11 protein-coding genes and 1 pseudogene are annotated in these 10,460 nt (G+C 67.6%); 2 read left to right on the forward strand and 10 right to left on the reverse strand.

Features of this window, described 5'->3' with window-relative positions:
• From D7V93_RS27825 to D7V93_RS27840, 4 genes and pseudogenes are all read right to left on the reverse strand, one after another.
• Window positions 1-686 (reverse strand): annotated as a pseudogene (locus tag D7V93_RS27825) (adventurous gliding motility protein AgmC); the annotation flags it as partial.
• 53 nt (window positions 687-739) lie between these two features.
• On the reverse strand, window positions 740-1,240 hold the full coding sequence (locus D7V93_RS27830) for a hypothetical protein (RefSeq protein WP_120646272.1): 501 nt from the start codon (window positions 1,238-1,240) through the stop codon (window positions 740-742).
• A 19-nt stretch (window positions 1,241-1,259) separates the two neighbouring features.
• Window positions 1,260-1,766 (reverse strand): cupin domain-containing protein, encoded by a 507-nt coding sequence (locus tag D7V93_RS27835; protein WP_120646273.1) that lies wholly within the window; start codon window positions 1,764-1,766, stop codon window positions 1,260-1,262.
• An 18-nt stretch (window positions 1,767-1,784) separates the two neighbouring features.
• Window positions 1,785-2,564, reverse strand: coding sequence for a class I SAM-dependent methyltransferase (locus tag D7V93_RS27840; RefSeq protein ID WP_120646274.1), 780 nt, complete (start codon window positions 2,562-2,564; stop codon window positions 1,785-1,787).
• A 96-nt stretch (window positions 2,565-2,660) separates the two neighbouring features.
• Between D7V93_RS27840 and D7V93_RS27845 the strand changes: the two genes are divergently transcribed.
• On the forward strand, window positions 2,661-4,202 hold the full coding sequence (locus D7V93_RS27845; RefSeq protein WP_244237551.1) for a citrate/2-methylcitrate synthase: 1,542 nt from the start codon (window positions 2,661-2,663) through the stop codon (window positions 4,200-4,202).
• A gap of 12 nt (window positions 4,203-4,214) precedes the next feature.
• Here D7V93_RS27845 and D7V93_RS44570 read toward each other — a convergent pair whose 3' ends face one another.
• Entirely contained in the window at window positions 4,215-5,060 is an 846-nt protein-coding gene (locus D7V93_RS44570) for an HNH endonuclease family protein (RefSeq protein ID WP_147451369.1), read from the reverse strand.
• Window positions 5,060-6,430: an AAA family ATPase gene (locus tag D7V93_RS27850; protein WP_158623881.1), complete on the reverse strand. Its 1,371-nt coding sequence runs from the start codon at window positions 6,428-6,430 to the stop codon at window positions 5,060-5,062. The genes D7V93_RS44570 and D7V93_RS27850 overlap by 1 nt, the downstream gene beginning before the upstream one ends.
• A gap of 213 nt (window positions 6,431-6,643) precedes the next feature.
• Between D7V93_RS27850 and D7V93_RS27855 the strand changes: the two genes are divergently transcribed.
• Window positions 6,644-6,931, forward strand: a complete 288-nt coding sequence (locus D7V93_RS27855) for a hypothetical protein (RefSeq protein WP_120646276.1) — start codon at window positions 6,644-6,646, stop codon at window positions 6,929-6,931.
• 69 nt (window positions 6,932-7,000) lie between these two features.
• Here D7V93_RS27855 and ychF read toward each other — a convergent pair whose 3' ends face one another.
• The 4 genes from ychF to atpB form a co-directional block, all read right to left on the reverse strand.
• Window positions 7,001-8,113 carry a redox-regulated ATPase YchF gene (gene ychF, locus D7V93_RS27860; RefSeq protein WP_120646277.1) on the reverse strand — a complete coding sequence of 371 codons (1,113 nt, stop codon included), beginning with the start codon at window positions 8,111-8,113 and terminating at the stop codon, window positions 7,001-7,003.
• Window positions 8,114-8,158: 45 nt separating this feature from the next.
• Window positions 8,159-8,707, reverse strand: a complete 549-nt coding sequence (atpF, locus tag D7V93_RS27865; protein WP_120646278.1) for a F0F1 ATP synthase subunit B — start codon at window positions 8,705-8,707, stop codon at window positions 8,159-8,161.
• A gap of 131 nt (window positions 8,708-8,838) precedes the next feature.
• Window positions 8,839-9,069 (reverse strand): ATP synthase F0 subunit C, encoded by a 231-nt coding sequence (locus tag D7V93_RS27870; protein WP_120207531.1) that lies wholly within the window; start codon window positions 9,067-9,069, stop codon window positions 8,839-8,841.
• 156 nt (window positions 9,070-9,225) lie between these two features.
• Entirely contained in the window at window positions 9,226-10,287 is a 1,062-nt protein-coding gene (atpB, locus tag D7V93_RS27875; RefSeq protein ID WP_120646279.1) for a F0F1 ATP synthase subunit A, read from the reverse strand.
• Window positions 10,288-10,460 lie beyond the last annotated feature (173 nt).

Raw genomic sequence — 10,460 nt, forward strand, 5'->3', positions numbered from 1 at the left:
TTGCCACCCCCGCCGGAGACGGTGCCCGCCACGCCCTCGCCGCGGGCGGCGCCGCCGTCGGCCTCGGCCACGGCGAACCCGGTGCAGCCCATGATGACGGGATGGTTGAGGAAGGTGCCGCCCCGGAACCCGGCGCCGTCCGCGTCGATGGTGCCGTCATTGACCAGCTTGCCGGACACCAGCATCGCGAGGATGCCGCCGGACCTGCCATCCCACGGCGTCACGGACAGCCGGCCGCCGGCCTCGACGATGACGTCGGAGTACTCGGGCACGCGCAGGACCTGCGAGCGCGTCGCGGCGTAGGCGAACCGCAGGGACTGGGTCAGCTTGAGCACGCCCGTCGTCGCGTCCACGGCCCCCAGGCGGGCCAGCTCCCAGCGGCCCACGACGGTGGCGTCCAGCGCCACCGCCTTCGCGCTGCCCAGGACGGGCGCGGGCAACAAGCCGATGCTCGTGTGGATCATCACCAGGTCACCGGCGCCGACCTTGAGCCCGGGCACCGTGAGCGCCAAGGCGCCCGCGGCGACGGACTGCTTCAGGGGAGCGGCGTCGCTGATGAACGCCACGCTGCCCTTGACGACGGTCAGCACGCCATCGCGTCCGGAGCCCAGGCCAAAGGAATCCGGCTCCGCGCGCGCGACCTGCGCCAGGAGCAATCCAAGAATGAGGGCCAGGGTGATCCGCATGGCCCCATGGTGCCCCACCGGGCGGCCGGGGTCGAGCGAGGCCGCCCTCCGCTTCAGCGCGGCGCCACCAGGTCCGCGAGCGCGCGGGCGTTGACGGGCGCGAAGAAGGGCTGGCGCAGGAGCCGCCCCAGCGAGCGGCGCTCGACACACAGGAGCTGGAGCGAGTCCTCCCACTCCCCCAGCACGGCCACCGCGCGCACATCGGCCGCGTCGCGGTACAGGTCGTTGAGGTTGTGCACGAGCGCGGGCACGTCCTCCACCTCCCACTTCTCCGTGAGCTCGCCGGCCGCGACGTGCAGTTCCAGCACGGGGCGCTCGCGCACGTCGACGATCTTCAGCCGCCGGGCCGCGCCGCCCATGGCCGCGGTGAGGGGGCCCACCAGCTCATCCGGCCGGACGCCGTACCCCACGGTGAGGCCGCCCGTGAGCACCCCGGCCTCGCACAGCCGCAGCAGCGACACGTGGGGAGGTTCGCCCGCGGGCACGAGCCCGGCAGCGGCGGCGGGATCCTTGAGCAGCCGCTCGCGGTCGAGCGCATCCAGCAGGGAGACCATGGGCCGAGCACCCTAGCAATCAGGGCGCCTCGCCGTCCCAGTAGTCCACCTCCGCTGCCAGGGGCAGGTACGCATGCAGCGTGCGAGCAGCCTTGTCGCCCCCGGGGGCGGCGCCCGCGAAGACGCCGACCTTCTTCGAGTCCGGATACACGAGCACGTCCGGCGCCTCCATGGTGGAGAAGCACAGGTAGCGCAGCGGCTCCGGTCCGTCGTTGAGGAGTTGGTGCGCGCACTCCGCGCCCGGGGGCAGCGCGACGTAGTCCCCTGCGCGCAGGGGTACGGTGTCCGCACCGAGGCGCAGCGTGCCCGCGCCGGACAGGACGTAGACGGCCTCCTCGTTGCCCAGGTGGTAGTGCAGGGGCCACGAGCGGCGGCCCGGAGGCAGCTCCACCAGGCTGCACCCGAGCTTGCGCCCATGCGCGGCGGCGCCCAATTGCTTGCGCTTGAGCGCCACGCGGGAGCCGTGGGCGACGTCGGTCCAGGGCAGGTCGTCGGCGTGGACGACGTGGGGATGGGATGGGGACATGGCGGGCCTCTCTTCGAGTCAGGGGCGCTCGGCGACGAGCGCGAACACGCGGTGGGGAACGGACATCGGCTCTTGGGGGAAGTGCTCGGCGAGGAGCGCGGCCAGCGCGGCGTCGAAGCGGGCCACGGCGTCCGGCGGGAGCAAGGCGCCGATCCGCGCGTTGGCGCGAATCCGTCCACGCCAGCCCACGTGGGTGTACGGCGTGGGTGACTCGAAGGAGAAGGACGTCACGGCCTGGAAGCCCGCGAGGTCCACGTCGCGGAACCACGCCGGGTAGATGCCCACGGCATGCCCGAAGCGATCCACGGTCAGTGAGTCCCGGGGGCTGTAGCCCTCCATCAAGGTCTCGGTGGCCTCCACCACGTTGCCGGGCAGGGCCAGCCAGTCGAAGTGGGCGATGATCAACCGCCCGCCGGGCCGCAGCAGCCGGAGCACCTCACGCGCGGCGGCGGCCCGGTCGAACCAGTGCCAGCACTGGCCGGCGAACACGCGGTCGAAGGACTGCGACGGCAGGCCCGTCTCCTCCGCGCGGCCCTCACGGAAGTCCACGGTGAGGCCCTCGTCCCGGGCGAGCTGCCGGGCCGCATCCAACTGCGGCGTGGACACATCCAGGGCGGTGACCTCGCAGCCACGCCGCGCCAGTCCGCGCGCGATGGTGCCGGTGCCGGTGCCCAGGTCCAGCGCGCGCAGGCCGGGCCGCAGCACGCCGTCCTGTTCCAGCCGGGTGAAGAAGGCCTCCGGGAATCCCGCCCGGTACTTCGCGTAGTCCGACGACGTGCGTCCGAAGTCCACTGACATGGCAACTCCTCGCGTGAAGTCCTCCGGCGCGAAGGGTTCAGCTCGACAGGATGTCCAGTCGAGTCGAGACTCCGCCTCCAGGGAGGTACGTGAAACATGGTGCGTCGCAGCGGGGGTCGTTCTCAATCTCGATTCGACCATCCACCTGAGGAGGAGCTGCTGCGCGCGGAGGAGGCAGCGGCCCTGTTGGGGGTGAAGCGAGCGACGCTCTACACGTACGTGAGCCGGGGGCTCGTGCGGTGCGTGCCGGAGAAGGGGACGAAGGAGAACCGCTACCTGCGCGCGGACGTGGAGCGCCTGAAGACGCGCCACGATGCGAGGGCGGGCCACGCGGCGGTGGCCTCCGGAGCGCTGCGCTGGGGCGAGCCCGTCATCGACTCATCCGTGTCGAGAGTGGGCGAAGAGGGGCTCGCGTACCGGGGGCACGACGCGGTGGCGTTGGCCACCGGAGGCCGCCTGTTCGAGGACGTGGCGGAGCTGCTGTGGACCGGGCACCTGCCGCCAGTGCCCACGCCTTGGCCCCTATCAGGGGTGCTGCCTACCGCATCCGAGCAGGCCGGGCCGCCATCGAGAGGAGCGTCATCGTTGTCTCCCGCCGAGCGCGCCGGCCCGTCGTCGCGAGAAGCGTCGTCGCTGTCTCCCGCCGAGCGCTCCGGTCCACCGTTGAGAGCAACGTCGTCGCTGTCTCCCGCCGAGCGCTCCGGTCCACCATCGCGAGGAGCGTCGTCGTTGTCCGCCGCCGAGCGCGCCAGCTCGCCGCCGCGTGGAACGCCCTCGCTGTCTCCCGCTGCACTCGCGGCGCTGTTGCCCCGAGGGACGCCGCCGCTGTCCGCATTGTCCGCGCTGGTGCCACTGCTGGCCGCGAGCGACGAGGGCCGCTTCGCCGCGCCCCCGGAGCAGGACAAGGCCCGGGCCCGCCGCATCATCCGCCACCTGGGTGCGTGGGTCTGCGTGGCGCAGGCACCGGGCCGCGTGTCCCGCGCGTTGAAGGAAGACACGGTGGCCGCCTCCCTGGCCACGGCCTGGGACGCGAAGCTGAAGCGAGCCCCGGAGCTGATCAACCGCGCGCTGATCCTCAGCGCGGATCACGAGCTCAACACCTCCACCTTCGCCGCGAGAGTCACAGCCTCCTCCGGAGCGGACCTCTACGCGTGCATGGGCGCGGCGCTGGCGGCCCTCTCCGGCCACCGGCACGGAGGCTCCTGCGACCGCGTGGAAGCCCTGCTCACGGAGGTGGGCCGGCCGGAACGCGCCGCCCAGGTGGTGCACGGCCGCCTGCGCCGGGGCGAAGCCGTGACAGGCTTTGGCCATCGCCTCTACCCGCACGGCGACCCACGCACGCCACCGCTGGTGGAGGCCGCGTTGAGCGTGCGCCCCGAATCCCTCCGCGTGCGCATTGCCCGCGCGGTGATCGACACCATGCGCGACGCCGGCCACCCGCCCCCGGCGCTGGACCTCGGGCTCGTGATGTTGGCGGACGCGCTGGGCCTCCCGTCGGGAGCAGCCACCGTGCTGTTCGGCCTGGGCCGCACCGCGGGCTGGGTGGCGCACATCCTGGAGCAGCGCGAACAGGGCCACCTGCTCCGTCCCCGCGCGCGCTACGTGGATCCACTACCGACGAGGAGCGGCTCCCCCTGACGCGCTGGCCGCCTATCGCCTTCCGGAACGACCCTGTTGGGCCTTTCGCTCGCCAGAGCCAGAATGACCAAGGTGCCCTGCCTTCTTGCGAGCCGCGACTGTCCTTCGTCGCGAAGGCTCCCGCAGGAATGCCTTGGCCATCGAGGAATACTCACTGGGTCCCTGAACCATGGTGGCCAGCTTCTCTCGCGCAGCAACAGCCTCCGGTTTGTCACTCTCCGCGACCACGCGAAGGGCCCACAAGAGCGTCAGCCTTTCTCGGCGCTGTTCCATCAACTCCGTACGCTGAAGCCCCAGTGCGTCAATCGTTACCCGGGCTCGGGCATTGTTTGCAACAGCATAGGGCACCTCGCGCCGGAAGCCGATCAAACGCTCTGGCTCATCACCCCCGGGATCAATCAACAAGGGTTCTTCCGCTCTCACGCGACGTCGATGATTCTTGGCGCGACTCTTGGCTACACGCAGGGGGAATAGGCTGCCCTTGAATCGCTGATTACAAAGCGCACACGACAGGTAAAGATTTTCCCACTCATAGGCCAGCCAGTAGTACCCCGGCCGAAGCAAGGGTCCGTTTTCTACCTGTCTGCAACCTGCTTTCGGTCGGAAATGCTCAACATCACCGTAGGCGATATGGCGGAACTTTGACTCACAGAAGGCGCACTTCGCGTGCTGAGCCTCCATCAAGACGTTCCGAACATCCGGGTGCCCATAGATACCTGCGTTGAAAACAAAGACCTTCGTACCGGAGTCATACCCCTTGGGGTCTTCTTCATATCTGGCGCAAAGGTCAGCGCGGGCTCGCCCCCCTCTGGTCAGCAGCACCTCCGGAGCAGGTGAAGTCTTGCGGATCCGGATCACTACTGTCCCTCCTTTTGAACCCGCTGAGCGAACCTTTGAATGATCTCAAGAGCTTCGCGCTCATTCCGAGTCTCACCTGTGGGCAGGAACCCAATCTGAGCGTCCAGTTCCTTCACCTTCGCCTTGTCGCTCGCACTCAAGCGCGCCTTGGACAGCAGCTGGGTCCGCTCTTGCAAGAGGGACTCAAGCTGTGGAGACCGCGCGCTGCTCAGTTCGAACAAGTCACTCGTGAGGATTTGATCGACACGCCATCCCTGGACGGAGGTGGGGTTGTTGTCGATGACCACATGGTCGCCTTCCTTTCGCAGGACGACGATGTTCGCATCGACGGCGCTCTGCACCACTAGCGGACTATGTGCTGTCACAATGAACTGTGCTCTTGGGAAATGTTCGCGCAGATAACTCATGAGCCTGCGTTGCCAAGCCGGATGCAGGTGCAGATCGATCTCGTCTACGAGCACCACCGCAGGCTCAGCAAGAGGGTTTGCACTTCCTGGATACCGCTCGAACAGTCGACTCGCCAAGTCTACCATCCAGGCGATAAGCGTGCGGTAGCCCAGGCTCAAGTCACGCATCCCCACGAACCCATAGGGGGTCTTAAACTCTACGCGGGCGACCGGAACGCGCGGACCCGGAGCAACGAAGATGATGTCATCGATATCCGGCAGCAGATCCAAGAGCACTTGGACAATCCGGTCACGATTGGCTTTAGCGAACTTTGCCCGAGCAGGCGCCTTGCTAGCTGCATAATCCGCCTGAAGCAGCCACTCTTCTGCGTTTCTAAGAGGAACATCTTCCTGAAAAAGGCTCTCGTTCCTGCTACTCACCTTCCCCGAAAGCGCACCGGCTCCCATCCTTCGGGTCGCCCCATAGCCATGGCAGGCGAAATGTTCCTCATCCTTCCGGAACATAACGCCGCTCAGCCTCTTCACATTTGAGGCCGGGTCCCAGTCCACTCTGAACGACTTTGTGTCACCATCGTGGCTGTCCAGTGCGCCCTTGTGGAAACCTGCTGCAAGCATGGCCCACGCTCCCCGCCTCAATCCAATTCGGCGTGGCAGCTCGACCGCCACTCGAGAGAAGGCACCGATTCTTTCCTCCACGAAGGGATCCATCGTCTGAGGTTCGCACAATGCCAAGCATTGCAGCAGAGTGGTCTTTCCCACTCCATTGTTTCCTAAGATGATCGTCCACGGTGCCGGGCGACCCTTCCCATCCGATAAATTTAGTAACTGCTCAGCTCCGAAGCAGCGGATGTCCTTGATGCGGAGGGAAAGGAAATAAAGTGGAGTGGCGCGCTTTCGTGCAGCCACACGCGTCTTCGCGGCCGACCTCTTTACTGTTTTTGACGTCTTCTTTCGCGCGGCCATGTCGTTCCTCGGAATCTGAAGGTCGGCTGAAACCGCACCGCTCGGGCCCAGGGTGTGAAGTGCCGCTGCTGAGCATACCCCGGTGGCGAGGAGGCCTCCGCTCGGTGCCGGGGGTCCCTGTCCGCAATGCATCCGCGGCCCGGTGTCACCTGCCATGCACGCCGCGCACGTTTCAGTTGGCCCCACCGCGCCGGATGCGCACACTGCCGCCCCGTGAGCGAACGCCGCCCTGCCCTGCCCTATCCCGCCGTGTTGCTGCTCGGCAACGTGGCCTTCATCGCCGCGTGGATCGTCGTCCTCAAGCGCCCCGAGGGCTGGCAGGTCGTGGGCCCCGTGCTCCTCGCCCTCTTCCTCGTGCTGCGCGTGGGCGGCGTCTGGCGCTACGCCCGCAACAACCCGGACCCCACCGGCCGCGCGAAGCGCACCGCCGTCATCTCCACCGTGCTCGCCCTGCTCGCCGTGGCCCTCTGGGTCTTCACGCTGCTGAGCGGCCCGCGCTGAAAAAGCAGAACGGGCGCCCCTTCCGAAGTGGAAGGAAGCGCCCGTCGTCACTTCAAAGCCAGACCCGCGTCAGACGTTGAAGCGGAAGTGCATGCAGTCGCCGTCCTGCACGAGGTACTCCTTGCCTTCCACGCGCAGCAGGCCCTTCTCCTTCACGGCCGACTCGCTGCCCAGCTTCACCAGGTCCTCCCAGCGCATCACCTCGGCCTTGATGAAGCCGCGCTCGAAGTCCGAGTGGATGACGCCCGCCGCCTGCGGCGCCTTGAAGCCCTTGTGGATGGTCCACGCGCGGCACTCCTGCTCGCCCACCGTGAAGTAGGTCCACAGGCCCAGCAGCTTGTAGCCCTCGCGCACCACCTTGTGCAGGCCGGGCTCCGTCAGGCCGTTGCTCTCCAGGAAGCCGGGGCGGTCGGACTCGGGCAGCTGCTGGATCTCCGACTCCAGCGCCGCCGCCAGCACCACCACGCTCGCGCCCTCCTTGGCGGCCATCTCGCGCACCGCCTTCACCCGCGGGTCGCTGTCCTCCTTGCCAATCTGCCCCTCGCTGATGTTCGCCACGTACAGCACGGGCTTGTCCGTCAGCAGGAACAGGTCCTGGAGCAGCGCGTGCTCCTCCTCGTTCAGCTTCTGCGCGCGCACCGTGATGCCGTTGTCCAGGGCCGCCTTCACCCGGTCCAGCGTCGCGACCTCGGCCTTGGCCTCTTCGGCCGCCTTGCCGCCCAGCTTGGTGTTCTTCAGCGAGCGCTCGCGGCGCTTCTCCACCGTCTCCAGGTCCTTGAGGCACAGCTCCGTGTCGACCACGTCCCGGTCCCGCACCGGATCCACGCCGCCCTCGACGTGGGTGACGTTGTCGTCCTCGAAGCAGCGCAGCACGTGGAGCACCGCGTTCACCTGGCGGATGTTCGCCAGGAACTGGTTGCCCAGGCCCTCGCCCTTGGAAGCGCCGCGCACCAGGCCCGCGATGTCCACGAACTCCAGCGACGTGGGGATCTTCTTCAGCGGCTTGATGAGCGCCGTCAGCTGGTCCAGGCGGTCGTCCGGCACCGCCACCACGCCCACGTTCGGCTCGATGGTGCAGAACGGGTAGTTCGCGGCCTGCGCGCTCGCCGCGGAGGACAAGGCGTTGAACAGGGTGGACTTGCCCACGTTGGGCAGACCGACGATGCCGATGGAGAGACCCATGATGGATTCCTGGAACAGACGGGCGAGGCTTGGGACTTCCCGGCCTTACGCCGAACGACGGGTCGCCGTGGCGCTGGTCGCACCCGGCAGGCCCTGCACGAACTGCTCGGCCAGCTGACGGTGCTTCGCGTCGTCCATGCGCTCGTTCATCAGCTTGGAGGCCACTTCCATCGCCAGGTCGACCGCCATCCCACGCACCTCCGCGATGGCCTTGGCCTTCTGGTCGTCAATCTCGCGGCGGGCGCTCAGCTTCAGCTCCTCCGCCTCCTTGCGGCTCTTCGCCATCAGCTCGTCGCGGAACTTCTCCATGTCCGCGGTGTTGCGGCGCATCATCTCCGCCGCCTCGCGACGGGCCTCGGCGATGGCCGTCTTCTGGTCGGCGAGCAGCTTCTCCGCCTCGGCGCGCTCACGCTTCGCGCTCTCGATGGCGTTGGAGATCTGCTTCTCACGCTCTTCCACGAGCGACAGGATGGGGCCCCACGCCTTCGCGCGCAGCACCAGCAGGACGAGGACGAAGGTGACGATGGTCCAGAAGATGAGGCCCGGACGGACCTCCACGAAGCTGCTGGCGGCGAGAACAGAGGGCAGGAACATGGCGGGTCCCGGATTCAGACGGCGAAAAAGTGGTGCGGGAGACTGCGGGTGGCACAGGCACGGCGACTGCGGTGTTCAGGACGCCGGCGCCCCCTGAAGAGGACGCCGGCTCCCGGTGAAGCCAACCCGGCTCAGGCCTTGATGGCGAGCAGGATGCAAACGACCAGCGCGAACAGCGTGGCGCCTTCGATGAGGGCCGCCGCGATGATCATCGTGGTGCGGATGTCGCCGGCCGCGGCGGGCTGACGGCCCGTGGCGTCCATGGCGGCGGCCGCCAGCTTACCGATGCCGAGCGCGGCGCCGATGATGGAGAGACCCGCGCCGATACCGGCGGCGAGGAAGGCAAGAGCGAAGTTGGTCATGGGAACACGTACTTTCAGGTGAGGCAGGACCCGCTTGTGGGGGGGTCGTGAAAGCCCTTTAGGACTACCTCCGACGGCCTTTCGAACCGCCGGGTCTTCAACCGGGGCGCGGTGATTCAGGCGCCCCGCCAACTCATGGCCAGGAAGCTTCCCGGCTCAAACGTGATGCGCCTTGCCGTGGTCGTGGCTCTCGCCACCTTCCTTGTGGCCGTGCGCGTGGTCGTCGTGGTGACCCATGGCCACGCTCATGCCGATGAAGAGCGCCGACAGCATGGTGAACACGTACGCCTGCACGAAGGCCACGAACAGCTCCAGCAGGTAGATGCCGAAGGCGAACGGCACGCTCACCAGCGCCACCGCGGGGTTGCGGAGCATGAAGATGAGGCCCAGCAGGAAGAAGATGACGATGTGGCCCGCCAGCATGTTGGCGAAGAGTCGGATGGTGAGAGCGAAGGGCTTGGTGAACAGGCCCAGGAACTCCACCGGAATCATGATGGGCCACAGCCAGGGGGCCACGCCGCCCGTCAGGTGCTTCAGGTAGCCGCCCACGCCCGCGGCGCGGATGCCCGCCACCTGCGTGACGAAGAACGTGCACAGCGCCAGGCCGCACGTGACGGCGATGTTGCCCGTGGCGGACGCCATCCAGGGGAACAGGCCCAGCAGGTTCATGAAGAGGATGAAGAAGAACGCGGTCAGCAGATAGGGCACGTAGCGCGGGCCCTCCTCCTTGCCGATGTTCTTGATGGCCAGCTCGTCGCGCACGAACAGCACGAGCATCTCGAAGAGGTTCGCCGCCGTGCCGCGAGGGACGAGCTTCGTCTTGTCGCGGTTGCTCCAGATGAGCAGCGAGCCAATCAGGATGAGCGCCGCCAGCCACATCATCACCGTGTGCTTGGTGATGGAGAGGTCCACGCAGCCCTGGCCCAGGCCCGGGTGCACCTCACCGTGGCCGCCGCCGTGCGGGTCCGCCACCGGCGTGCAGGCGCCCTCGTGCAGCGGGATGAAGATCTGCGGCAGGTGGATGGGGATGTGGTTGTGGCTCAGCGGGATCTCGAACTCGTACTCATTCGAGTCACCCACGTGGTGGAGGATGTAGCCGGCGACGTCCTCGCCCTCGGCGTCGATGTCCTCGTTCGGGTAGCCGTGCTCACCGGCCTGGTCGGCAGCCCACACGGAACCCGCGAACAGACAGGCGAACAGCACCATTGCCTTGCGCATCACTCGTCTCCGCCCGCCGCGACTTTCGACGCGGCCATCACGTAGCTGACTTCGATCCACTGCAGCGCGAAGTAGACGCCGAAGAAGCCGCCCACGAACGCGATCGCGCTCAAATTCCGGGACACCACCCACGCCAGCCCCAGCCCCACGCCCACACCTCGGAGCGCGAACAC

The organism is Corallococcus llansteffanensis (assembly GCF_003612055.1).
Lineage (GTDB): Bacteria > Myxococcota > Myxococcia > Myxococcales > Myxococcaceae > Corallococcus > Corallococcus llansteffanensis.

Excerpts from the sequence above, each read along its gene's own strand:
- D7V93_RS27840 (WP_120646274.1), bottom strand. The coding sequence starts at position 2,564 with ATGTCAGTGGACTTCGGACGCACGTCGTCGGACTACGCGAAGTACCGG.
- atpB (WP_120646279.1), bottom strand. The coding sequence starts at position 10,287 with ATGCGCAAGGCAATGGTGCTGTTCGCCTGTCTGTTCGCGGGTTCCGTG.
- D7V93_RS27850 (WP_158623881.1), bottom strand. The coding sequence starts at position 6,430 with ATGGCCGCGCGAAAGAAGACGTCAAAAACAGTAAAGAGGTCGGCCGCG.
- D7V93_RS27830 (WP_120646272.1), bottom strand. The coding sequence starts at position 1,240 with ATGGTCTCCCTGCTGGATGCGCTCGACCGCGAGCGGCTGCTCAAGGAT.
- D7V93_RS27845 (WP_244237551.1), top strand. The coding sequence starts at position 2,661 with ATGGTGCGTCGCAGCGGGGGTCGTTCTCAATCTCGATTCGACCATCCA.
- D7V93_RS27870 (WP_120207531.1), bottom strand. The coding sequence starts at position 9,069 with ATGACCAACTTCGCTCTTGCCTTCCTCGCCGCCGGTATCGGCGCGGGT.
- ychF (WP_120646277.1), bottom strand. The coding sequence starts at position 8,113 with ATGGGTCTCTCCATCGGCATCGTCGGTCTGCCCAACGTGGGCAAGTCC.
- atpF (WP_120646278.1), bottom strand. The coding sequence starts at position 8,707 with ATGTTCCTGCCCTCTGTTCTCGCCGCCAGCAGCTTCGTGGAGGTCCGT.
- D7V93_RS27835 (WP_120646273.1), bottom strand. The coding sequence starts at position 1,766 with ATGTCCCCATCCCATCCCCACGTCGTCCACGCCGACGACCTGCCCTGG.